Origin of the sequence: Cronobacter sakazakii, assembly GCF_000982825.1 — a bacterium.
Classification (GTDB): domain Bacteria; phylum Pseudomonadota; class Gammaproteobacteria; order Enterobacterales; family Enterobacteriaceae; genus Cronobacter; species Cronobacter sakazakii.
Map to the genome: position 1 here is coordinate 523,586 of NZ_CP011047.1, position 22,962 is coordinate 546,547.

Sequence of the window (22,962 nt, forward strand, 5' to 3'; positions counted from 1 at the left end):
CGAAGCCGTGCGAAAAACCAAACGCGTTACCATCAGTGATATCGCCGCCCTGGCGGGGGTTTCCAAAGCCACCGCCAGCCTGGTGCTCAATGGACGAGGCAAAGAGCTGCGCGTGGCGCAGGAGACGCGCGAGCGCGTTCTGGCTATCGCCCAGCAGCATCATTATCAGCCGAGCATCCACGCCCGTCTGCTGCGCGACAATCGCAGCCATACACTGGGCCTGGTGGTGCCGGAGATAACCAACTACGGTTTCGCGGTGTTTTCTTACGAGCTGGAAACCCTGTGCCGCGAGGCGGGGCTTCAGTTGCTTATCTCCTGTACCGATGAAAATCCGGGCCAGGAGACGGTGGTGGTCAATAACCTGGTGTCGCGCCAGGTCGACGGGCTTATCGTCGCCTCCAGCATGTTGAGCGACAGCGACTATGTGAAGCTCAGCGAGCAGCTTCCGGTGGTGCTGTTCGACCGCCATATGAACGACACCCAACTGCCGCTGGTGATCACCGATTCCATTACCCCGACCGCCGATCTGGTGGAGCGCATCGCGCGCCAGCACCCGGACGAGTTCTATTTTCTTGGCGGCCAGCCGCGTCTTTCGCCGACCCGCGATCGTCTTGAAGGTTTCAAGCAAGGGCTGGCGCGGGCGGGCGTTGAGCTACGCCCGGAGTGGATCATTCACGGCAATTATCATCCGAGCAGCGGCTATGAGATGTTCGCCGCGCTCTGCGCCCGGCTGGGACGCCCGCCGAAAGCGCTGTTTACCGCCGCCTGCGGCCTGCTGGAAGGGGTGCTGCGCTACATGAGCCAGCATCGCCTGCTGGAAAGCGATATCCATCTGGCGAGCTTTGACGATCACTATCTCTATGATTCGCTGTCGGTGCGCATCGACACCGTGCAGCAGGATTGCCGCCAGCTGGCGCTGGACTGCTTTGAGATGATCACCCAACTGGTGGATGACAAAGAACCGACGCCGCTGCAGCGTTACCTTCCGGCTACGCTGCAATGGCGTCATCCGGCGGATTAACGCTTCACGTTAAAGAGTTTGGGGATTTCGCGCAGGCACCAGGCTTTCGCCTCGCCCATGCTGTCGCGACGCCAGGCCATGATAATTTCCACTTCGCTGGTGGACTCCGGGCTGACGACGCGCAGCCGCCCTTCGGCGATATCTTTTTCCACCAGCGGATACGGCATCGTCGCGACACCCAGCCCGGCAAGCAGCGCCTGGCGTTTATCTTCGATGGATGTCACCGTAAGCCTCGGCTGTTTATCAAGCAACTGTACCGTCAGCACCGGGCGTTCGCGCGCGGTGTCCGCCACCGCCACGCCCCGATACTTCACGCGCGTCACCTCTGACAGCGGCTCCGGCTCGTCGTGAATCGGGTGATCCGGCGCGGCCACATAGACATTCATCAGCGTATACAGCTTGCGGGAGTTGATCTCCGACGACGAGCGAAAGTGCATATCCGGCGCGATGACAATATCGGCGCGCCCCTGCTCCAGCCGCTCCCAGGCACCCGCCAGCACTTCGGTAATGAACGAGAGCTGCGTGTTGGCTTTGGCGGCAAGTTTATCCACCAGCGGGAACAGGCACGGCGTAGGCACCAGCGCCTCAGCGACGATAGTCAGGTGCGTCTCCCAGCCGCGCGCCAGCGCTTCGGCGTCCGTGGTGAGCTTATCCGCCGCTTCCAGCAACACGCGTCCGCGCTCCAGCAGCATGCGCCCGACATTGGTGAATTTAGTGCGGTGCCCGGAGCGGTCAAACAGCACCACATCCAGCTCCTCTTCCAGCTTCTGCATGGTGTAGCTCAGCGCAGACGGCACGCGGCCCAGTTCGTCAGCCGCAGCGGCGAAACTGCCGCGTCGGTCGATAGCGTCCATCACGCGCAGCGCCTCAAGCGTCAATGCTCTTTCTTTAGCCATCAGGTTCTCGTTCAGGAAATTTGAATATACCCAGCAGATTAACTGGCTAACAATGCAGCGTCCACACCCTTAACATAAAAGCCTGTCAAGAGAGGTAAAATTATGATTATTACGAGAACAGCCAAACAGTGTGGGCAAGCTGACTATGGATGGCTGCAGGCTCGCTATACCTTTTCCTTTGGCCACTACTTCGATCCGAAACTGCTGGGCTACGCCTCACTGCGCGTACTGAACCAGGAAGTGCTGGCGCCCGGCGCCGCGTTCCAGCCGCGTACCTACCCGAAAGTCGATATCCTGAACCTGATTCTCGACGGCGAAGCGGAATACCGCGACAGCGACGGCAATCACCTGCGCGCGAAAACGGGCGACGCGCTGCTGCTCGCGACCCAGCCGGGCGTGAGCTATAGCGAGCATAACCTGAGCAAAGACCATTCGCTGACGCGGATGCAGCTCTGGCTCGACGCCTGCCCGGAGCGGGAAAACCCGACGGTGCAGAAAATCGCGGTCGGCCCGCAGGCACGCCAGCTTCTCGCCTCGCCGGATGGCGCGGATGGCAGCCTGCAACTGCGCCAGCAGGTGTGGTTGTGGCACATCGCGCTGAATGAAGGGGAATCGGTCAGTATGCCCCTGAACGGGCCACGCGCCTATTTACAGTCGATCCACGGTACGGTCCACGTGAAAACCGAAACGGAAGACAAAGAGGCATTAACCTGCGGAGACGGCGCGTTTATTCGTGACGAGGCTAACATAACCCTTATTGCGGATTCGCCGCTGCGCGCTTTACTGGTAGATTTGCCGGTGTAACAGAAGATGCAGAACGCTGCATCAGGAGTCATAAAATGAGTACTATCACACAGCAAAATAAAGTCACGAAGTTGACTGCTTCACCCGCCCTGCAGGAAGCGCATACACGCGCCGGAGCGCAACAAGATTTTACCTACGATTGCATGCTCAGCGAGCTGGAAGCCATTATCGCTGAAGCCGAAGTGCGCCTGGCCGAGGAAGACGCCGCCTGACGTACGCTCACCGGGCGGGCCTGCTGGCTCGCCTGTCTCTGCATCTGTATTTCCCTGTCTGCATTTTCTTTATCTCATTCCCTGCCAGGCTAGCTGGTTGCTTTATGGTTTTCAGAAAACCTGCTGGAGTGAAGGGATTTATCCACGCGATTCCCGTACTGGTAATGAGCAGTCATATTTTCACAAACTTCGCCGTTTGATTTTTAAACTGCCAGCACGGAATATCCATTGTAAAATGGATGGATAAGGATTTCTCATGTTTCGACTTTACCGGTCTCATGATTTAACACGGCAGTTAGACCCTGAAGATTTTCAATACATTCTCACGCCAGCAGGCTCGCTGAGAGAGGCGTGTATACATTACGACCTGTCTTATGAAGCGAACGGTCACAGCCTCTCTTTTGGTCTCCCCAAAGAAAAATACAGCGTATCCCTACATCAACGACCCTATGAGCGAAGACATCGCAGCTACGCAGATCCCATCTATGATGAGGTCGAGCACGAGCTGCAAATTGGCTGGCTTGTTGGGGTGGATACCTCCAGGCTCTGGAGCAGCGACCGGAATCCGTTTTACATTGACGATAAAGGCGATCTGATTTTTACCCCTACAGCCTCATCCTGGCATGCATGGTATAAGGACGAAATCATGAGTGCCTACCGGCACGTTATTGCCGCTCGGCAAGGCAGGAAGCCTGCCCCCACTCAACGGATGCATTACGATTATTACGGGTCAACAACTGCACCATCGGGGAAAACGCTGAACAGTAAAGCTGTTGGCCGCTTGCTGGCCGCTGGCGGTGTATATAACGGCAACATTGAAGGGTTTCATAAAACCGCGCAGCAGTTGGGTGGGAATGCTCCCGCGGGTTACGATCAAATCATGAACAACAAAGGGTTAATCATTGCGGGAGCCTCCGTTGCAGCTGGATTGACAATGGGCAGGTTAAACCCTCTGAGCGAAATAGACGAAATATCGAGTCTCAGTAAAATACCCGCGTTTGAAAGCCCATATGAAAAGGGTTTTACATCTGAGAGCGGTACGTTAGTGAACGCTGAACATGCCGTTATCGATCCGAAAAAACTCGCGACTTATGCTTTAGATTCAACGCATCCTACAGGGGGTCACAAGGCCCGGGTATTTGAGTCAGCGCTGGGATACAACCCAACTAATGCGGATGTTTTAGCAGCAAGAATTCAGGAAGGCGTATTATCGGCCCCGGCAAAAGTGTTACAGGCAAATAATTATGGTCAAACAATGGCTGTTGATATGCCTATTTTAGGCGTCAACGGTGAAACAGCGATCGTGCGTACAGGCTGGATGTATGAAACAGACGCGCTAGTTCCTCGCCTGACAACCATATTCGTTAAATGAGAAAATAAAAATGAAAAGAGCCGAATTAGACATTGTGGTTTTAGGCGAGGATTTACCGGATGAAGGACTGGAAAAAGGGACTGTTGGTACGATTGTTATGGTTTTCGATACCCCGACACTGGGCTATCTTGTCGAGTTTTGCGACAAGGAAGGAAGAACAATAGCAATGCCTGCTTTGCTACCCGCTCAGATAAAGCGTTATTTCACTCCTGGCATCCTCAAAACACTGCTGGTTGACAATAATTATCCGGTAGCCAACCCAGTCAACCCGGAAGTAATGGCAGACGTGATGCGCAAAGCTCCTCCTGCTGAATGGGATACTCAGAAGAAAAAGGTATACGAGGATATTCAGCGCCTGATGATTAACCGGCCGGATTACTCTGATATGTTCCAAATCATGGATGGACTTGAGTACAACGGTTTGACGCTGTACAGCATGGCAAATATCTACATCCGTAACGTTGAAACACATAACAACGAGAGCGCTATCGATTCAAACCTTTCTGACAAGGTACTGATTGGTCGGAATGAAATGTTCGTATTTGTCTACAGTTTCACAGATGATCGTTTCGAGATCCGCGATAAAACATCACCGGATCATGTTATTGCGACATATGCTCATTTCAATGAATTGTTATCCGCAATAATTGATTCGTTAAGTGAATGACCGTAATGGTTAATGTTGATTTACGCTGAAGAGCTGTGGATTTACGGCGTATTTGGTCATAAATATAACCTTATAACGCTTCCAAAGGGTAGTCGCGTGCTTCTGATAAAGACCGTCGTGGACAGTCATTCATCTTTACCCTGCCCAAAAAGCAAAAACCCCGCCGGAGGGGGGTTTTTTAACGTGTGAAGCTGACCGGTAAGCCGCGTTTTTTCATAGAGAGCGTCGTGGACAGTCATTCATCTTTGCCCCGCCCATAAAAGCAAAAACCCCGCCGAAGCGGGGTTTTCTAAAGTGTGAAGCTTGCCGGTAAGCCGCGTTCTTTTCATAGAAAGCGTCGTGGACAGTCATTCATCTTTGCCCCGCCCAAAAAGCAAAAACCCCGCCGAAGCGGGGTTTTCTAATGTGTGAAGCTTGCCGGTAAGCCGCGTTCTTTTCATAGAAAGCGTCGTGGACAGTCATTCATCTTTACCCCGCCCATAAAGCAAAAACCCCGCCGGAGCGGGGTTTTCTAATGTGTGAAGCTTGCCGGTAAGCCGTGTTCTTTTCATGGAAAGCGTCGTGGACAGTCATTCATCTTCATCCCGCCCAAAAAGCAAAAACCCCGCCGGAGCGGGGTTTTCTAAAGTGTGAAGCTGACCGGTAAGCCGGGTTCTGTCGTGGACAGTCATTCATCTAGGCCAGCAATCGCTCACTGGCTCAAGCAGCCTACCCGGGTTCAGTACGGGCCGTACCTTGTGAACCCCTATTTGGCCTTGCTCCGGGTGGAGTTTACCGTGCCGCGAACTGTTGCCAGACGCGCGGTGCGCTCTTACCGCACCCTTTCACCCTTACCTGATCCCACTTGCGTGGGCCATCGGCGGTTTGCTCTCTGTTGCACTGGTCGTAGGCTTGCGCCCCCCAGGCGTTACCTGGCACCCTGCCCTATGGAGCCCGGACTTTCCTCCCCTCCGTCCGTCTCCCCGAAAGGACGACGACGAAGCGGCGACTGTCTGGTCAGCTTCGGCGCGGAGTATAGAGGGTTTGCCCGCCGCTGTCACGCCCGATCACGGTTTATCGCGCCGTCAGCCCTGCTGTTCCAGCGCATATTTATAAAGCGCGTTCTTCTTCACGCCGTGGATTTCCGCCGCCAGCGCCGCCGCTTTTTTGAGCGGCAGCTCGGCCTGCAGCAGCGCGAGCGTGCGCAGCGCATCAGGCGGCAGTGCGTCTTCCTGCGCTTTATGCCCTTCGACGATCAGCACCATTTCGCCCTTACGGCGGTTTTCATCGTCTTTCACCCAGGCGAGCAGCTCGCCCACCGGCGCGCCGTAAATGGTTTCCCAGGTTTTGGTCAGCTCGCGCGCCAGCACTACGTAACGGGATTCGCCCCAGACGGCCACCATATCTTCCAGGCTTTCCAGCAGACGATGAGTAGACTCATAAAAAATCAGCGTGCGCGGCTCCTGCTCCAGCGTCTTCAGCGCGTCGCGGCGGCCTTTGGATTTCGCCGGTAAAAAACCTTCATAGCAGAAACGGTCAGAGGGCAAACCCGCGGCGGAAAGCGCAGCGATAGCGGCGCACGGCCCCGGCAGCGGCACTACGCGCAGCCCGGCTTCGCGGCAGGCGCGCACCAGGTGATAGCCAGGGTCGTTAATCAGCGGCGTACCGGCGTCGGAGACCAGCGCGATGTTCTGCCCTTCGCGTAGTTTGGCTATCAGGGTTTCCGCTTTTTGCTGTTCGTTATGGTCGTGCAGCGCAAAAAGCCGGGCGCTGATAGCAAAATGTTGCAGCAGCAGACCGGTATGACGGGTATCCTCAGCGGCGATAAGATCGACGGACTGCAATACTGTCAGGGCACGTTGCGTGATGTCGCCGAGATTGCCGATAGGCGTCGGGACGATGTAGAGCTGGCCCTGAGAATTCTGCGCCGAATCGTTTTGTTTCATTGTTTCGTCCGTATTGCCGATTTAAAATTGAACATTCACCAGAAAAAACCACTGGATACAGTATGGTACCTTCAAAATTTTCCGGCTCTAAAGCCGCGCGTTGTCTGCCTGTCCTGCTGGCAGCCCTCTTTTTCGCAGGCTGCGGTACGCAGACGGCCGATCAGAGCACGGCGCATATGCAGGGCGAGGCCAAAGCGGATTCCGGCTTTTATCTGCACCAGATGGAACAAAGCCGTGATGATAGCAAGACCAACTGGCAATTACTCGCCATACGTGCACTACTCGGTGAAGGCAAACGCGAGCGCGCCATCACGCTCTACGGCGAGCTGCCGCAAAACCTGACGGACGCCCAGCGCCGCGAAGCGTCGCTGCTGGAAGCGCAAATCAAACTGGCGCAGCAGGATTATCAGGGCGCCGCCGCGCTGCTGGATAAAATCAACGCAGCCGATCTGAACGACGAGCAGAAAGCCCGTTACTGGCAGGCGAAGATTGACGCCAGCCAGGGCCGCCCGTCGCTTGAACTGCTGCGCGCGCTGATCGCGCAGGAGCCGCTGTTACAGGGCCCGTCGAAGCAGAAAAACATCGACGCCACCTGGCAGGCGCTCTCGCAGATGTCTGCGGATCAGGCAAAAGCGCTGGTTATCAACGCCGATGAAAACACGCTCCAGGGCTGGCTTGACCTCCAGCGCGTCTGGCTCGACAACCGCAACGATCCGAAAATGCTTCAGGCGGGCGTGAAAGACTGGCAGACGCGCTACCCGCAGAATCCGGGCGCGAAAATGCTGCCGTCGCAGCTCGCTAATCTGCAAAACTACAAGCCCGCTTCCGCCGATAAAATCGCGCTGCTGCTGCCGTTAAATGGCCAGGCGGCCGTGTTTGGCCGCGCCATTCAGCAGGGTTTTGAAGCGGCGAAAAACGCGGGCACCAGCCCTGTCGCGGCGCAGTCGTCAACGCCAGCGCCAGCGCCCGCACAGGCGGATAACGCCGCGCAGCCTACGGACAGCACCCAGCCTCAGCCGACCGATGGCGTGGCAAGCCCCGCCGCCGCGCCGGTCGACGATCTGGCCCCGCAGCCGGACGCGACGCAAAACACCCAGCCCGCACAGCAACCGGTTGATGCCCAGCCTGTCGCCACGGCACCGGCTAACCCTGCAGCGGAAATTAAAGTCTATGACACCAGCTCGCAGTCCATCATGCAGATCCTGGCGCAGGCGCAGCAGGATGGCGCAAGCCTGGTCGTCGGCCCGCTTCTGAAAGAGAGCGTGGACGGCGTACTGAAAAGCGGCACGCCGCTGAACGTACTGGCGCTTAACCAGCCGGAGACGGTGCAGAACCGCCCGAATGTCTGCTATTTCGCGCTGTCGCCGGAAGATGAAGCCGCTGACGCCGCTGCCCATATATGGCAGGAAGGCAAACGCGCGCCGCTACTGCTGGTGCCTTACAGCGCGCTCGGCGATCGCGTGACGAAAGCCTTCGCTGACCGCTGGGCGCAGCTTGGCGGCGGTACGGTGTTGCAGCAGAAATTCGGCTCCGTCAACGAGCTTAAAATGAACATTAACGGCGGCACCGGCATCGCGCTGACGGGCTCTCCTGTCGCGGCCAGCCTGCCGCAGCAGCAGCCTGTGACCATTGGCGGTCTCTCCATTCCGGCACCGCCGACCGACGCGCAGATCACCGCAGGCACCAGCGGCAATGTCGACGCTGTTTACATCCTCGCCACGCCGTCTGAAATTGCGCTGATCAAGCCAATGATCGCGATGCGCGCAGGCAGCCACAGCGGGGCGACGCTGTATGCCAGCTCGCGCAGCGCTCAGGGCGGCTCCGGCCCGGATTTCCGTCTCGAAATGGAAGGCCTGGAGTTCAGCGATATCCCGATGCTTACCGGCAGCAACCCGGCGCTGATGCAGCAGGCGCTCGCGGCGGTGAATAACGACTATTCGCTGGCGCGTCTGTATGCGATGGGCGTGGATGCCTGGTCGCTGGCGAACCATTTCTCCCAGATGCGTCAGGTGCCGGGCTTCCAGCTCAGCGGTAACACCGGCGCGCTTAGCGCAACACAGGACTGCGTCATTAACAGGAAGTTAACGTGGCTCAAATACCAGCAAGGACAGTTGGTTCCGGCCAACTAAGCCGCAAAGAGACCGGTGCCGCCTGGGAAGCCCAGGCGCGCGCCTTTCTTGAGCGTAAGGGACTGCGCTTTATCGCCGCCAATGTGCATGAGCGCGGCGGCGAAATCGATCTCATCATGGATGACCGGGGCGTGACGGTGTTCGTCGAAGTGCGCTACCGCCGCGCCAGTCTGTATGGCGGCGCGGCCGCCAGCGTCACCCGCAGCAAACAACAAAAATTGTTACACACCGCCCGGTTGTGGCTCGCGCGCCACAATGGGAGCTTTGATACTGTGGATTGCCGGTTCGATGTGTTAGCCTTCACCGGCAATGAAACCGAGTGGATAGCGAACGCCTTTTCGCTCCACGCCTGAACTGACGTAACGCTCAAAGGATAATCGTGCTAGAAAGAATCAAAGTCTGCTTTACGGAAAGCATTCAAACCCAGATTGCGGCGGCGGAAGCACTCCCGGATGCGATTTCACGTGCGGCCATGACCCTGGTTCAGTCTCTCCTTAACGGCAACAAAATCCTCTGCTGCGGCAACGGCACGTCCGGTGCTAACGCGCAGCATTTCGCGGCCAGCATGATCAATCGTTATGAAACCGAACGGCCCGGTTTACCTGCCATTGCACTAAATACCGATAATGTGGTCTTAACGGCGATAACCAACGACAGGCTGCATGACGAAGTGTATGCCAAACAGGTACGCGCGCTGGGCCACGCCGGGGATGTCCTGCTGGCGATCTCCACCCGTGGCAACAGCCGCGATATCGTGAAAGCGGTAGAAGCGGCCGTCACCCGCGATATGACTATCGTGGCGCTGACGGGCTACGACGGCGGCGAGCTGGCGGGCCTGCTGGGGCCGCAGGATGTGGAGATCCGTATTCCTTCCCATCGCAGCGCGCGCATTCACGAGATGCATATGCTGACGGTCAACTGCCTGTGTGATCTTATCGATAACACATTGTTTCCACACCAGGATGATTAAGGAGTGCTCATGAAGGCCATTAAACCCCTTGCGGTGGTGATGACCGCGCTAGTGCTACAGGGCTGCGTTGCGGCAGCCGTCGTCGGAACCGCGGCCGTCGGCACCAAGGCCGCCACCGATCCGCGCAGTGTGGGTACTCAGGTTGATGACGGGACGCTGGAGCTGCGCGTGAATACCGCGCTTGGCAAAGATCAACAGCTGAAGAAAGAAGCGCGGATTAACGTGACCGCCTATCAGGGCAAAGTGCTGCTGACTGGTCAGTCGCCGAACCCGGAACTGGCATCCCGCGCGAAACAAATCGCGATGGGCGTGGAAGGGGCGACGGAAGTGTTTAACGAGATCCGCAACGGTCAGCCGATTGGGTTGGGCACCGCGTCGTCGGATACCTGGATAACCACCAAAGTGCGCTCTCAGCTGCTTGGCAGCGATCAGGTGAAATCGTCTAACGTGAAGGTGACGACCGAGAACGGCGAAGTGTTCCTGCTGGGTCTGGTGACCGAGCGTGAAGGCCGCGCGGCAGCGGATACCGCAAGCCGCGTAAGCGGCGTGAAACACGTGACGACCGCGTTTACCTACATTAAGTAACTCCCTCATCCCGCCCTCTCTCCGCCGGGGAGAGGGCTTCTGTAACATCCTTACACTTATGACGATGGCGGGTGCGCTTTGCTTACCCGCCCTACAGGATCGCAACGCTGGTTCTCAGGCGGGTGCGCTTCGCTTACCCGCCCTACAAGACCGTGACGCTGGTTCTCAGGCGGGTGCGCTGCGCTTACCCGCCCTACAGTAAGGGGATGCTTTTTGCTTTTGTAGGGTGGGTAAGCGAAGCGCACCCACCTTTCCAGTATTAAAAAACCAGCGCCAGCGCGCCTGTCACCGCTCCCGCCAGCATGACCATCCCGCCGGTCAGCCACAGCGCTTTCGCCGGGAAGGCCTTACGCAGCATGATAAGCGAAGGCAGACTTACCGCCGGCAGCGTCACCAGCAGCGCCAGCCCCGGCGCAACGCCCATGCCCGCCATCATCATCGTCTGCACAATCGGGATTTCCGCGGCGGTCGGGATCACGAACAGACAACCGGCAATCGCCATCGCCAGCACCCAGAACAGCGTATTGCCCACTGCGCCATCGGCGTGCGGGAACAGCCAGACGCGCGCGGCACCCAGCACCAACACCGCCAGCAAATAGACCGGGATCGTATTCCAGAAGAGCGTCCAGAGCGCCCGGAACCAGCGCGCCATAAAGCTGCCCTGCGGCGCTTCTGCGGGCTGAACCGCCTCTGGCAGCGCAGGCGCTGGCATATCGGCCACAAACCGCTGCACCAGCGACGCGATGCCAATCACCATCACCAGGCCCACCGCCACGCGAATAAGCGTAAATTCCCAGCCCAGCACGAATCCCATAAACACCAGCGTCGCCGGGTTCAGCAGCGGGTTGCCGAGCCAGAACGCCAGCGCGCCGCCCATCGACACCGACTGACGGCGCATCCCGGCGGCAACCGGCGCGGCGCAGCAGGTACACATCATGCCCGGCAGTGAAAACAGCGTGCCAAGCAGCGTACCGCGAAAACGCGGCTGGCCCAGCGTGCGTACCAGCCAGTCGCGCGGGATAAGCACCTGAATCAGCGAGCCCAGCAGCACGCCGAGCACGGCGGCTTTCCAGACGGCGAGAAAATAGATAGCGGCGTAATCGAGTGCCGCGCGCAGCGGGTTATCCTGCGCATTCGCGAGAATAGAATTGCCGATGCTGTGCGTTTGCGCCGCGGTAAAGGCTTTGCCGTAATAAGGCTGCCATTTGACGTACCACAGGCCAATAAACAGGACGAGAAAAAACAGCGCGGGTTTCCACCATGCGGGGGATTTCGGCGCCAGAGATGAAGACTGACCAGCCATAACATTCCTCTGGAAAACAGGGGGTAAATTTTTGCCGGTCAATAGTACGCCCGCCGGGCGCGTTTTGAAACGCGGTTCAGCGCGCCGTTTGTGCGGCTATTTCGCGCAATTGCGCTGAATCAAGCACCGCGACATCTTCTTGTGCAGGCGACAGCGCCGCATTCACCATGGCCTGCGCCACGGTCTGCGCCTCAATGGCTTTCCACTTACCTGGCAGCAGGCGAAACAGCGGCGCCATAAAAGATTCCCCGGCGCGGCGCTTTTCGCGATCGCCGATGAGCAGCGACGGGCGCGCGATCGTCAGCCGCGGCCAGCCCTGCGCCTTCAGCGCCGTTTCCATCTCGCCCTTCACCCGGTTATAGAAAAACGGCGAATTGGGGTTCGCGCCGAGCGCGCTGACCACCAGCACATGCTTTGCGCCAAGGCGCAGCCCGGCGAGCGAGGTGTCCACTACCAGCGTGTAATCAGCCAGAATAAACGCCTCTTTGCTGCCCGCCTCGCGCCGCGTGGTGCCAAGACAGCAAAAAACGATATCCAGCGGCGCGCTGAGCTGCGTCAGCACATCGGAGAGCTGCGGGTCGCACGGGTTTTCCACTTTATGCATCGGCACGCGCAGCGGGCGGCGCGTTGGCGCGATAATCGACGTCACGCGCGGCTCATCAACCAGCATCCGCAGCAGATGACTGCCCACGAGGCCGCTGGCGCCCGTTATCAGTACTCGACTCATGATCGCTCCTTTGCAGAATCTTCTGCCTTGCAATGTCAGCGCCCTGAACCAGGCTTAATAGTCTGTGTGGTTTAAGTATTTACCATTTCTGGCAAAAGCCATTACTGCACATCACCGTTCTGTTAAAGACACCAAGGGAGGCGTAATGAGCAAGAAGATTGCAGTCTTAATCACTGATGAGTTTGAAGATTCCGAATTCACATCCCCGGCGGCTGAGTACCGCAAAGCCGGACATGAAGTGATTACCATCGAGAAAGAAGCCGGGAAAACCGTCACCGGTAAACAGGGCGAAGCGAAAGTCACCATTGATAAGGCCATCGATGAGGTGAGCCCGGCAGACTTTGACGCCCTGCTGCTGCCTGGCGGTCATTCGCCGGACAGCCTGCGCGGTGACGACCGTTTTGTCACCTTTACCCGCGATTTCGTCAATACCGGCAAACCGGTGTTTGCCATCTGCCACGGGCCGCAGCTGTTAATCAGCGCCGATGTGATCCGCGGGCGTAAGCTTACCGCCGTTAAGCCTATCGTGATTGACGTGAAAAACGCCGGAGCGGAATTCCACGATCAGGAAGTGGTCGTCGATAAAGACCAACTGGTAACCAGCCGCACGCCGGAAGACTTGCCTGCGTTTAACCGCGAGGCGTTACGCCTGCTCGGCGCGTAACCAGACGAGTTTTTTACCAAACCCCAGGGTGTTGTCAGTAAATTTGATCTCATCAAGACGGATCTCCCACAGCGGGGAGGACATCACCCTGGCCACCGGAAAGCGGCGGTTATAGCACTCGCGCAAGGCCTCGCTTTCCGGCTCTTCCACCAGCCGTAATTCTCCCGAGAACTGCACGCCGCGGATAAGCGCTACGGTTTTGGTCTGCCCGTTAACCGTGCCCGCGACAGGCGCCAGTTTGCCTGCCATTTTGCCGTGTCGGCTTTCGGTATCGCTTAACAGATAAAACGCCACCCGTTCACGATCGTAAAGGTAAAACGCGTTCGCGCACCAGAGCGCTTCTCCATTGCCGACGCAATACGTGACGACATGCTGTTTAGCGAGCCATTTGCTGATGGCGTCGAGAGCGTCCATTGTTTCTCCTGTCGGGGATAATCATGGTAAGGTGCGGCCAGATGTGACTGCCGCTGATATTCATTATGGAAGAATGGTTTCTTTATCTGATCCGCTGCCCCGATAACCGGCTTTATACCGGCATCACCACTGATGTCGCGCGCCGCTTCGCCCAGCATCAGCGCGGCAAGGGGGCCAAAGCGCTGCGCGGTAAAGGCGAGCTGACGCTGGTTTTCAGCGCGCCCGCCGGCAATCGCTCCGAGGCGCTGCGCGCCGAATACCGCATCAAGCAGCTGACGAAACGGCAGAAAGAGCAACTGGTCGCGGGAGAGCTGGCGTTTGAGGCGATGAAAAGCGCACCGCAAACGCCCTGAGATCAGAAACGGTTAAAATGTTCGTGGTAGTCCACGGGGCCGTGCACGCCGTTCAGGGCGTCATCAGCGAGACGGTGTACTTGGAACGCCGCTTCAGCGCCAGGCCAGCGGCAGTGCAGATCGTAACGGGCGGCGGGCTCAAAGCCCAGGCGGTTGTAAAACTCCGGCGCGCCCAGCGTGACGACCGCCGCGTAACCGAACTCATTAAGCGAATCGAGCCCTTCGTACACGAGCTGACGGCCAATCCCCTGCCCGCGCCACTCTTCGTCGACCGCGAGCGGCGCAAGTCCCAGCCACTGACGCTCTTCGCCCGCCACGGTGACAGGGCTGAATGCGACATAACCGACCACCTGCCCTTCATCATCCGTTGCGACCAGCCCCAGCGTCAGCAGTCCGTCTTCACGGAGCGCGTGCACCAGCTCCGCCTCGTCGGCGCGACCGAACGCCCGGCGAAGTAACGCGTCGATGCCCGGCGCATCAATGGGGATTTCTACACGAATCAGCATGGTTCACCTATGGAGGTTGCTTTGGTTAGCGGCGAGACGGCAAGCCCCGCTTCAACGAAGTCCGCCAGTTGCAGCAACATGACGCGCAGCGGTTTTGGCATCGCGTCGAGCTCAATGGCGTCCATCAGATTCTTCACATATAACCCTAATTCAGTATCGCCTTCAATCACCAGACGACGCTGGAAGAAAAGCGTATCGGGATCCTGCTTGCGCGCGGCGATCATCAGCAGATCGGCGGCGTCCGCGCGGAAGGTGACATCAGCCTCGGCCTGTTCGCGCACAATGAGCTTGTCATTCTCAACCGACGTAAACCAGCGCAGGCCAATATCGCGCACCTCAATGCCAAGCCAGCGGCCTTCCAGAAACGCCAGTTCGTCATCCGCCAGCGCCTGACGGAATTGCCAGCCGAGCAGTTGCTCCAGCACCTGGCGCTTGAGCGCAAACGGCGCGAGCGCCACCGGCGTTTTCAGAAGCGAAGGGCCAAGATGTACCAGACAGGAACGCAGATTATTCAACACGGGCTTTTCTCCTTGCCAGATCACAATGGCCGTTATTGTGCCATATCGGCCAGGCGAGATAGCGGCTCAAATCAAGCTTTGCGCCTTCGCAGGTACCCCTTTATAGATGCCATCAATACGACATTAGCTGCCTTAAATCAAAAATTGTCGCGGACGGGTTAACTAAAATCGCCGTTCGTTAACAATTTCGCTGCCTTTATGCAGCGCGCCAGGCCGCATTCGGCCTGCTTTTATTTTCAGGACACGCTATGGAGTTGCTTTGCCCGGCCGGTAACCTTCCGGCTCTGAAGGCGGCCATCGATAATGGCGCGGATGCGGTCTATATCGGTCTGAAAGACGATACCAACGCCCGCCACTTCGCTGGCCTCAACTTTACCGAGAAAAAATTGCAGGAAGCGGTGAGCTATGTGCACCAGCATGGCCGCAAACTGCATATCGCCATTAATACTTTCGCGCACCCGGATGGCTATGAACGCTGGGAACGTGCAGTGGATATGGCCGCCCAGCTCGGCGCTGATGCACTAATCTTAGCCGACCTCGCGATGCTGGAGTACGCCGCGACCCGCTATCCGCACGTGGAGCGTCATGTGTCGGTACAGGCTTCCGCCACTAATGAAGCCGCCATTCGCTTTTACCAGCGCCATTTCGACGTGGCCCGCGTGGTGCTGCCGCGCGTGTTATCCATTCATCAGGTGAAACAACTGGCGCGCGTGACGCCGGTGCCGCTGGAAGTGTTCGCCTTCGGCAGCCTGTGCATCATGGCGGAAGGCCGTTGCTATCTCTCCTCTTACCTCACCGGTGAATCGCCCAATACCGTAGGTGCCTGTTCGCCCGCGCGCTTCGTGCGCTGGCAGCAGACGGAACAGGGGCTGGAATCGCGCCTGAACGATGTGCTGATTGACCGCTACCAGGAAGGCGAAAACGCCGGATATCCGACGCTCTGCAAGGGCCGTTATCTGGTGGACGGTCAGCGTTACCATGCGCTCGAAGAGCCCACTAGCCTGAATACGCTGGAGCTGTTGCCGGAGCTGCTGGCGGCCAATATCGCCTCGGTGAAAATCGAAGGCCGCCAGCGCAGCCCGGCTTACGTCAGCCAGGTGGCGAAAGTCTGGCGTCAGGCTATCGACCGTTGTAAAGCCGACCCGCAGCGCTTTGCGCCGCAACCGGCCTGGATGGACGCGCTTGGCGCGATGGCCGAAGGCACCCAGACGACGCTCGGCGCGTACCACCGCAAATGGCAGTAAGGAGAGCAGGATGAAATATGCATTAGGACCAGTGCTGTACTACTGGCCGAAAGCGACGCTTGAGAGCTTTTACGAAGCAGCGGCGCAGAGCTCAGCCGATGTGATTTATCTCGGCGAGGCGGTGTGCAGCAAACGGCGCGAGACTAAAGCCGCCGACTGGCTGGCGCTTGCCAGAACGCTCGCGGCCAGCGGCAAGCAGGTGGTTATCTCAACGCTGGCGCTCGTGCAGGCACCCTCGGAGCTGACCGAGTTGAAGCGCTATATCGATAACGGTGAGTTTCTGATTGAGGCCAACGATTTTGGCGCGGTGGGGCTGGCGGCCGAGCGCAAGCTGCCGTTCGTCGCGGGCCATGCGCTGAACTGCTACAACGCCGTTACGCTGCGTCTGCTGCTGAAAGACGGCATGACGCGCTGGTGTATGCCGGTGGAACTGTCCCGCGACTGGCTGGTGAATCTGCTCGATCAGTGCGACGCGCTCGGTATCCGCCATCAGTTTGAAGTGGAAGTGCTGAGCTACGGGCATCTGCCGCTCGCCTACTCCGCCCGCTGCTTTACCGCGCGTTCAGAAGACCGGCCGAAAGACGAGTGCGAAACCTGCTGCATCAAATACCCCAACGGGCGCAGCATGCGGTCGCAGGAGAACAGCCAGGTATTTGTGCTGAACGGCATTCAGACCATGAGCGGTTATGTCTATAACCTCGGCAATGAGTTGTCGTCGATGGCAGGGCTGGTGGATATAGTGCGTCTCTCGCCGATGGGCCCCGACACGCTGGAGATGCTCGACGCGTTCCGGGCCAACGAAAACGGCACCGCGCCGCTGGCGCTCGCCGCCCACAGCGACTGCAACGGGTACTGGCGCAGGCTCGCCGGGATGGCGCTGCAGTCATAAGAAAAGGCTCACTTTGTTAACAGCATTTTGCAGGAGTTCATGCAGTATGAAAGGACAGCTTTCCGGCCGGGCCGCGGGCAAAATCCCCGAAATGCGCCAGGCTGGAAGAAGACCTTCAATCTGATGACTATGCTGTAATTAAGTGAGCCGTTATGTCTGATAAATCTGTTGTGCCTTTTTCGGTGCTCGATCTCGCGCCGATCCCGCAAGGCTCCTCCGCCCGTGAGGCGTTCCACCACTCGCTCGATTTAGCCCGTCTCGCCGAGAAGCGCGGCTACGACCGCTACTGGCTGGCGGAACATCACAATATGACCGGCATCGCCAGCGCCGCGACGTCGGTACTGATTGGCTATCTCGCTGCCAATACCACCACGCTGCGCCTGGGCTCCGGCGGCGTGATGCTGCCTAACCACGCCCCGCTGGTGATTGCCGAGCAGTTCGGCACGCTCGACGCGCTCTATCCTGGCCGTATTGAGCTGGGCCTGGGCCGTGCGCCGGGCAGCGATCAGCGCACGATGATGGCGCTGCGCCGTCATATGAATCACGACATCGATAACTTCCCGCGTGATGTAAAAGAGCTGACGGACTGGTTCGACGCCCGCGATCCGAACCCGGCGGTACGCCCGGTGCCGGGTTACGGCGCAAAACTCCCGGTATGGCTGCTGGGTTCAAGCCTTTACAGCGCGCAGCTGGCCGCGCAGATGGGCCTGCCGTTCGCGTTCGCGTCGCATTTCGCGCCGGATATGCTGTTGCAGGCCCTGCACCTCTACCGCACGCACTTCCAGCCTTCTGAGCGCCTGGAAAAACCGTATGCGATGGTGTGCATTAATATCGTCGCCGCCGACAGCAATCGCGATGCGGAGTTTCTGTTTACCTCGATGCAGCAGGCCTTTGTGAAGCTGCGCCGCGGCGAAACCGGCCAGTTGCCGCCGCCAATTGCGTCTATGGAGAATTTCTGGAGCCCGGCGGAGCAGTACGGCGTTCAGCAGGCGCTCAGTATGTCGCTGGTCGGCGATAAAGCGAAAGTCCGCCACGGATTATTGTCCATACTGCGTGAAACCGACGCCGATGAGATTATGGTTAACGGCCAGATTTTCGATCACGACGCGCGGCTGCACTCGTTTGATCTCGCCATGCAGGTGCGGGAAGAACTGTTAAGCTAATGCGGTTTTCGCCCTCTCCCGCCGGGAGAGGGCAAAGCAATGATTACTGATAGACCGGCAGCAGGTTGAAGCTGGAAAGCAAGTGCACCACCGCGTTACCGAGCCCAAACAGCAGGATCAACGCAATCATCCCCTTTCCCCCCCAGACGCGAAAGTGCGGGCTGCCGAAGCGCTTACGTGATGCGCGCGCCAGCAGTGCCGGCACAATCGCCGCCCAGATAGTCGCCGCAAGGCCAGCATAGCCAATCGCATACAGAAAACCGTTCGGCCACAGCAGCCCGCCCGCCATCGGCGGTAAGAACGTCAGCAACGCCGTTTTGAGACGCCCGCGCGGCGAATCATCAAAGCCAAAAAGATCGGCCAGATAGTCAAACAGCCCCAGCGTCACGCCCAGGAAAGAACTCGCCACGGCGAAGTTGGAAAACACAATCAGCAGCACATCCAGCGTGCGGCTGTTCAGCACGTCGCTCAGCGCGCCCACCAGCACATCGATATTACCGCCCGCCTTCGCGATGCCGATAAATTCCGGGCGCGGAATGTTGCCCATCGTCGCCAGCAGCCAGACGATATAAAGCGCCAGCGCAATCAGCGTTCCCAGAACCAGGCAGCGAATAATCACGCCTGGCGCTTTACCGTAATATTTCATCAGGCTCGGCACGTTGCCGTGGTAGCCGAAAGACGCCAGGCAAAACGGCAGCGTCATTAAGAGATACGGCGTGTAACTCGGGCTTGCCTCAACGGTGTTAAACAGCGTGGCGGGCTCCACATGGCCCAGCAGGCCGCCGAACGTCAGAAAGAACGTGATGACCTTGGCACCCAGTACAATGGCCGTCATCCGGCTTACGGCATGCGTGGAGAGCCAGACGATAAACGCCACCACCAGCGCGAAGCCAAACCCTGCCAGCCGCGCGGGCACGTCGATATTCATGCCCGCGAGCGTGTGGTGGAGCACTGAGCCGCTGGCTGAGATATAGGCGTACGTCAGGATATAGAGCACAAACGCGACGGACGCGCCATTCACCACGTTCCAGCCCTTACCGAGCAAGTCGCGGGTGATGGTGTCGAAGCTGGCGCCGATATGGTAGTTGAGGTTGGCTTCCAGCAGCATTAACCCGGAATGCAGCATACAAAACCAGGTGAACACCAGAGCGAGCAGCGACCAGAAAAACCACGCGCCGGACATCACGACCGGCAGAGAGAACATGCCTGCGCCAATGATAGTACCGGCGATAATCACAACGCCGCTTAAAAGCGAAGGTGAAGCGCTGCGGGCAACGAGTGTGGTCATAAAGCTTTCCCGTGAAAGTGATGCTGATGATTCATTGTACCAGTACGCGAGTACAAAAAGGAGAAAAAATTATGGCTTTAATAAAGCATGACGTCTTCGGCTGGCCGCAGCGCAGTATGGCAGCGAATTTATCAGGCAGTCGCTTGCGATACAGCACGTTAGTTTTTTCGTCAGAAAGGCGTGCAGCCAGGAAGGATGGGACTCTGCAAGGCGAGCGCACTGAATCACGCCCATAAAAAAAGCCCCGGCATGGCCGGGGCTTGTTGTCAGACTTTCTGCGCTTATGCGTCGCCGAAACGACGGCGCGGGGTCGCTGCGTCATCACGACGCGGGCCGCGGCCGCCTTCACGACGATCGCCGCCGAAGCTACGACCGCCTTCGCGACGTTCGCCGCTGAAACGACGACCTTCGCCACGGCCTTCACCGCGACCGCCTTCACGACGTTCGCCACCGAAACCACGACCACCGCCGCCAGGACGACGATCGCCGCGCGGCTGTGCATCACCCATCAGCTGCATATTCATCGGCTTGTTCAGAATACGCGTACGGGTGAAGTGCTGCAGCACTTCGGTCGGCATGCCTTTCGGCAGCTCAATGGTGGAGTGAGACGCGAACAGCTTGATGTTACCGATGTAACGGCTGCTGATATCACCTTCGTTGGCGATAGCGCCCACAATGTGACGCACTTCGACGCCATCATCACGGCCCACTTCGATGCGGTACAGTTCCATATCGCCAGCGTCACGACGCTCACGACGCGGACGGTCTTCACCGTTGCGGTCGCCACGCGGGCCACGATCGTTACGGTCGCCACGACGCTCGAAACGGTCATCGCGATCGCGGAATTCACGCTTCGGACGCATCGGCGCATCCGGCGGCAGGATCAGCGGACGTTCGCCCTGCGCCATTTTCAGCAACGCAGCAGCCAGCGTTTCCACATCCAGCTCGCCTTCCGGCTGAAGCTTGGTCAGCAGCGCACGGTACTGGTCCAGATCGCTGCTTTCCAGCTGCTGCTGGACTTTCGCGGCGAATTTTTCCAGACGGCGTTTGCCCAGCAGTTCTGCGTTCGGCAGCTCTACTTCCGGAATGGTCAGCTTCATGGTGCGTTCAATGTTACGCAGCAGACGACGCTCACGGTTCTCAACGAACAGCAGCGCACGACCTGCACGGCCCGCACGACCGGTACGGCCGATACGGTGAACGTAAGACTCGGAGTCCATCGGGATGTCGTAGTTCACCACAAGGCTGATACGCTCAACGTCCAGACCACGCGCCGCAACGTCGGTTGCGATCAGGATATCCAGACGACCGTCTTTCAGACGCTCCAGCGTCTGCTCGCGCAGGGCCTGGTTCATGTCACCGTTCAGCGCGGCGCTGTTGTAGCCGCTGCGCTCCAGCGCTTCAGCCACTTCCAGGGTCGCGTTTTTGGTGCGCACGAAGATAATCGCCGCGTCAAAATCTTCCGCTTCCAGGAAACGCACCAGCGCTTCGTTTTTACGCATGCCGTACACAGACCAGTAGCTCTGGCTGATGTCCGGGCGAGTGGTGACGCTGGACTGGATGCGCACTTCCTGCGGCTCTTTCATAAAGCGGCGGGTGATGCGACGAATCGCTTCCGGCATGGTCGCGGAGAAGAGCGCGGTCTGATGTTCAGCCGGGATCTGCGCCATGATGGTTTCAACGTCTTCGATGAAGCCCATACGCAGCATTTCGTCTGCTTCGTCCAGTACCAGGCCTTTCAGGTTAGAAAGATCCAGCGTGCCGCGCTTGAGGTGATCCAGCAGACGGCCCGGCGTACCGACCACAATCTGCGGACCCTGGCGCAGTGCGCGCAGCTGCACGTCATAACGCTGGCCGCCATACAGGGCCACGACGTTTACGCCATGCATATGTTTAGAGAAATCGGTCATGGCTTCAGCAACCTGAACCGCCAGTTCGCGGGTCGGAGCCAGAACCAGAATCTGCGGCGCGCGCAGAGTTTCATCAATGTTGTGGAGCAGCGGCAGTGAGAACGCTGCGGTTTTGCCGCTACCGGTCTGGGCCATACCCAGAACGTCGCGACCACCCAGCAGATGCGGAATACATTCTGCCTGGATTGGAGATGGTTTTTCGTAACCCAGATCGTTAAGGGCTTCAAGGATTGGAGCCTTCAGGCCCAGATCAGTAAAAGTGGTTTCGAATTCAGCCATGTAGTACGAGTGCCTCAGAATTAATGGCGGCCAGTCTACATAACTCATCGTGAAAATTTTCTGCAATTTTCATTAAAAGTGTGAACCGGCTCAAAGTAGGTGTATTAACGAACAAACAAGCCCTCACCGGTTAAGGTGATGACTTTAGTAAAAAAATCCGTGGGCTGAAATGTTCGTCAGCTATTGCTGGTCCGATTCTGCCAGGTCATCTTGCTCCTGGCCCAAGAGCGCTAATTCCAACAATGCATAACGGTGCTCAACGAAGTTGTGGACGTTGTTAGCAACCGCTAATTTGAACAGTGCCGTGGCGCTGTCCTTATCCCCCAGACTTAGGTAGTACTTACCTAAATAGAAGTTGGTTTCACTGAGATGCTCAGCGAGCGAGGTGTTATCCGTTGCGTCTGCCTTCAGGCGTTCCATTAGCGTTTTTTCGCTAATGTCGCCGAGCCAGAATTCGACAATGTTCCATCCCCACTGTTCTTTGTCCGATTTCTCAAAGCGTTCTTGCAAGGCCGCTTTGGCCTGTTTCTCATCCATTTTGCTTTCAGCAAGGAAGAGCCACAGACTACGGAAAGGATCATTGGGATCGTCGTGATAAAACGCCAGCAGATCATCTTGCGCTAATCGGTAACGTCCGCCGTAATAGAGGGCGATACCGCGATTCAAATGCGCGTAGTTGTAAGTTGGATCAAGCTCAAGTACAGAATCAAACGCTTCATAGGCAGCATCAAAATTGCCTGCCTGCGTTAAATAAATGCCTAAGTAGTTGAATACTTCAGGCATATCGGGTCGGATAGCCAGCGCTTGTGAAAAATCATTTCGCGCCAGTGCCCGCAAACCAAGACTATCATACAACACTCCGCGCTCATATAAAAGCTGTGCGCGTTCATCATCGGTTAAAGCCCGACTTGCGAGGATCTGCTCCATGCGTGCGAGGATCACTTCTTGCTGCAAGGCCGGTTGCAATGGCACCGCCAGGACCTCGCTCTTACGCCAGGCAGAGTTGCTGCATCCTGCCAGCGTGAGTGCTGTCGCAACGAAACACCAGCGCAATAAAGGCTTCATTTCCTACTCCCGAAGACAACTATTGGATGAACGTCCTGTCCCCCGGCTGCAAACGGGG

25 protein-coding genes and 1 other RNA gene are annotated in these 22,962 nt (G+C 57.9%); 14 read left to right on the forward strand and 12 right to left on the reverse strand.

From position 1 onward, the window contains the following. Positions 1 to 7: 7 nt before the first annotated feature. Positions 8 to 1,021 (forward strand): LacI family DNA-binding transcriptional regulator, encoded by a 1,014-nt coding sequence (locus tag CSK29544_RS02425; RefSeq protein ID WP_004385838.1) that lies wholly within the window; start codon positions 8 to 10, stop codon positions 1,019 to 1,021. On the opposite strand, the gene yhaJ is transcribed toward CSK29544_RS02425, so the two are convergent. Then, a complete protein-coding gene (yhaJ, locus tag CSK29544_RS02430) occupies positions 1,018 to 1,917 on the reverse strand; it encodes a DNA-binding transcriptional regulator YhaJ (RefSeq protein ID WP_007896606.1) in 900 nt (299 codons plus the stop codon). The genes CSK29544_RS02425 and yhaJ overlap by 4 nt on opposite strands. Positions 1,918 to 2,019: 102 nt before the next feature. Between yhaJ and CSK29544_RS02435 the strand changes: the two genes are divergently transcribed. The 4 genes from CSK29544_RS02435 (at position 2,020) to CSK29544_RS02445 (ending at position 4,972) form a co-directional block, all read left to right on the forward strand. Then, positions 2,020 to 2,721, forward strand: coding sequence for a pirin family protein (locus CSK29544_RS02435; RefSeq protein WP_007896607.1), 702 nt, complete (start codon positions 2,020 to 2,022; stop codon positions 2,719 to 2,721). Between the two features lie 35 nt (positions 2,722 to 2,756). After that, a complete protein-coding gene (locus CSK29544_RS24530; RefSeq protein WP_007872910.1) occupies positions 2,757 to 2,933 on the forward strand; it encodes a protein YhaL in 177 nt (58 codons plus the stop codon). Positions 2,934 to 3,189: 256 nt separating this feature from the next. Then, entirely contained in the window at positions 3,190 to 4,305 is a 1,116-nt protein-coding gene (locus CSK29544_RS02440; RefSeq protein ID WP_029039361.1) for a DUF8093 domain-containing protein, read from the forward strand. 10 nt (positions 4,306 to 4,315) lie between these two features. Continuing rightward, positions 4,316 to 4,972 carry a YrhA family protein gene (locus CSK29544_RS02445; protein WP_029039362.1) on the forward strand — a complete coding sequence of 219 codons (657 nt, stop codon included), beginning with the start codon at positions 4,316 to 4,318 and terminating at the stop codon, positions 4,970 to 4,972. Positions 4,973 to 5,599: 627 nt separating this feature from the next. Here CSK29544_RS02445 and rnpB read toward each other — a convergent pair. Both rnpB and rsmI read right to left on the reverse strand, forming a co-directional pair. Beyond that, positions 5,600 to 5,976, reverse strand: an RNA gene (gene rnpB / locus CSK29544_RS22110) — RNase P RNA component class A. A gap of 60 nt (positions 5,977 to 6,036) precedes the next feature. Next, positions 6,037 to 6,897 carry a 16S rRNA (cytidine(1402)-2'-O)-methyltransferase gene (gene rsmI, locus CSK29544_RS02450; RefSeq protein WP_007896610.1) on the reverse strand — a complete coding sequence of 287 codons (861 nt, stop codon included), beginning with the start codon at positions 6,895 to 6,897 and terminating at the stop codon, positions 6,037 to 6,039. Between the two features lie 62 nt (positions 6,898 to 6,959). Between rsmI and CSK29544_RS02455 the strand changes: the two genes are divergently transcribed. From CSK29544_RS02455 to dolP, 4 genes are read left to right on the forward strand one after another with little or no spacing between them, the layout of a single operon-like run. Next, entirely contained in the window at positions 6,960 to 9,026 is a 2,067-nt protein-coding gene (locus CSK29544_RS02455; protein ID WP_007896615.1) for a penicillin-binding protein activator, read from the forward strand. Further along, a complete protein-coding gene (locus CSK29544_RS02460) occupies positions 8,984 to 9,379 on the forward strand; it encodes a YraN family protein (protein ID WP_007896617.1) in 396 nt (131 codons plus the stop codon). Before CSK29544_RS02455 ends, CSK29544_RS02460 begins: the two co-directional genes overlap by 43 nt. A gap of 26 nt (positions 9,380 to 9,405) precedes the next feature. Next, a complete protein-coding gene (gene diaA, locus CSK29544_RS02465; protein ID WP_004385040.1) occupies positions 9,406 to 9,996 on the forward strand; it encodes a DnaA initiator-associating protein DiaA in 591 nt (196 codons plus the stop codon). A gap of 9 nt (positions 9,997 to 10,005) precedes the next feature. Next, the gene (gene dolP / locus CSK29544_RS02470; RefSeq protein WP_004385041.1) at positions 10,006 to 10,581 is read left to right on the forward strand and encodes a division/outer membrane stress-associated lipid-binding lipoprotein; all 576 of its coding nucleotides are present in this window, start codon (positions 10,006 to 10,008) and stop codon (positions 10,579 to 10,581) included. Between the two features lie 259 nt (positions 10,582 to 10,840). On the opposite strand, the gene CSK29544_RS02475 is transcribed toward dolP, so the two are convergent. After that, entirely contained in the window at positions 10,841 to 11,884 is a 1,044-nt protein-coding gene (locus CSK29544_RS02475; RefSeq protein ID WP_007888579.1) for a permease, read from the reverse strand. A 76-nt stretch (positions 11,885 to 11,960) separates the two neighbouring features. Further along, positions 11,961 to 12,611 (reverse strand): NAD(P)H-binding protein, encoded by a 651-nt coding sequence (locus CSK29544_RS02480; protein WP_007888581.1) that lies wholly within the window; start codon positions 12,609 to 12,611, stop codon positions 11,961 to 11,963. Between the two features lie 145 nt (positions 12,612 to 12,756). Here CSK29544_RS02480 and CSK29544_RS02485 point away from each other — a divergent pair, with 145 nt between their 5' ends. Then, the gene (locus CSK29544_RS02485) at positions 12,757 to 13,275 is read left to right on the forward strand and encodes a type 1 glutamine amidotransferase domain-containing protein (RefSeq protein ID WP_004385044.1); all 519 of its coding nucleotides are present in this window, start codon (positions 12,757 to 12,759) and stop codon (positions 13,273 to 13,275) included. On the opposite strand, the gene CSK29544_RS02490 is transcribed toward CSK29544_RS02485, so the two are convergent. Further along, positions 13,255 to 13,689: a YhbP family protein gene (locus CSK29544_RS02490; protein ID WP_007888589.1), complete on the reverse strand. Its 435-nt coding sequence runs from the start codon at positions 13,687 to 13,689 to the stop codon at positions 13,255 to 13,257. The genes CSK29544_RS02485 and CSK29544_RS02490 overlap by 21 nt on opposite strands. A 65-nt stretch (positions 13,690 to 13,754) precedes the next feature. Between CSK29544_RS02490 and CSK29544_RS02495 the strand changes: the two genes are divergently transcribed. Then, positions 13,755 to 14,042, forward strand: coding sequence for a GIY-YIG nuclease family protein (locus tag CSK29544_RS02495; RefSeq protein WP_004385046.1), 288 nt, complete (start codon positions 13,755 to 13,757; stop codon positions 14,040 to 14,042). A 2-nt stretch (positions 14,043 to 14,044) separates the two neighbouring features. Here the strand turns inward: CSK29544_RS02495 and CSK29544_RS02500 are convergent, their stop codons facing one another. Both CSK29544_RS02500 and ubiT read right to left on the reverse strand, forming a co-directional pair. Further along, positions 14,045 to 14,548, reverse strand: a complete 504-nt coding sequence (locus CSK29544_RS02500; protein ID WP_004385047.1) for a GNAT family N-acetyltransferase — start codon at positions 14,546 to 14,548, stop codon at positions 14,045 to 14,047. Then, positions 14,542 to 15,066, reverse strand: coding sequence for a ubiquinone anaerobic biosynthesis accessory factor UbiT (gene ubiT / locus CSK29544_RS02505; protein WP_007888591.1), 525 nt, complete (start codon positions 15,064 to 15,066; stop codon positions 14,542 to 14,544). Before ubiT ends, CSK29544_RS02500 begins: the two co-directional genes overlap by 7 nt. A 248-nt stretch (positions 15,067 to 15,314) precedes the next feature. On the opposite strand from ubiT, the gene ubiU reads away from it, so the two are divergent. The 3 genes from ubiU (at position 15,315) to CSK29544_RS02520 (ending at position 18,362) form a co-directional block, all read left to right on the forward strand. Further along, positions 15,315 to 16,310, forward strand: coding sequence for a ubiquinone anaerobic biosynthesis protein UbiU (ubiU, locus tag CSK29544_RS02510; protein ID WP_007854140.1), 996 nt, complete (start codon positions 15,315 to 15,317; stop codon positions 16,308 to 16,310). A gap of 10 nt (positions 16,311 to 16,320) precedes the next feature. Then, entirely contained in the window at positions 16,321 to 17,199 is an 879-nt protein-coding gene (locus CSK29544_RS02515; RefSeq protein ID WP_007888593.1) for a U32 family peptidase, read from the forward strand. Between the two features lie 152 nt (positions 17,200 to 17,351). Then, positions 17,352 to 18,362 carry a luciferase-like monooxygenase gene (locus tag CSK29544_RS02520; protein ID WP_004385051.1) on the forward strand — a complete coding sequence of 337 codons (1,011 nt, stop codon included), beginning with the start codon at positions 17,352 to 17,354 and terminating at the stop codon, positions 18,360 to 18,362. A gap of 43 nt (positions 18,363 to 18,405) precedes the next feature. Here CSK29544_RS02520 and mtr read toward each other — a convergent pair whose 3' ends face one another. The 4 genes from mtr to nlpI all read right to left on the reverse strand — a co-directional run bounded on the left by mtr (position 18,406) and on the right by nlpI (position 22,904). Then, positions 18,406 to 19,650: a tryptophan permease gene (mtr, locus tag CSK29544_RS02525; RefSeq protein ID WP_007888595.1), complete on the reverse strand. Its 1,245-nt coding sequence runs from the start codon at positions 19,648 to 19,650 to the stop codon at positions 18,406 to 18,408. A gap of 281 nt (positions 19,651 to 19,931) precedes the next feature. Next, positions 19,932 to 21,839 (reverse strand): DEAD/DEAH family ATP-dependent RNA helicase, encoded by a 1,908-nt coding sequence (locus tag CSK29544_RS02530; RefSeq protein WP_007888597.1) that lies wholly within the window; start codon positions 21,837 to 21,839, stop codon positions 19,932 to 19,934. Next, positions 21,832 to 21,912 (reverse strand): protein YrbN, encoded by an 81-nt coding sequence (yrbN, locus tag CSK29544_RS24145; protein WP_097563900.1) that lies wholly within the window; start codon positions 21,910 to 21,912, stop codon positions 21,832 to 21,834. Before yrbN ends, CSK29544_RS02530 begins: the two co-directional genes overlap by 8 nt. 107 nt (positions 21,913 to 22,019) lie before the next feature. Next, positions 22,020 to 22,904, reverse strand: coding sequence for a lipoprotein NlpI (nlpI, locus tag CSK29544_RS02535; RefSeq protein WP_004385054.1), 885 nt, complete (start codon positions 22,902 to 22,904; stop codon positions 22,020 to 22,022). Positions 22,905 to 22,962 lie beyond the last annotated feature (58 nt).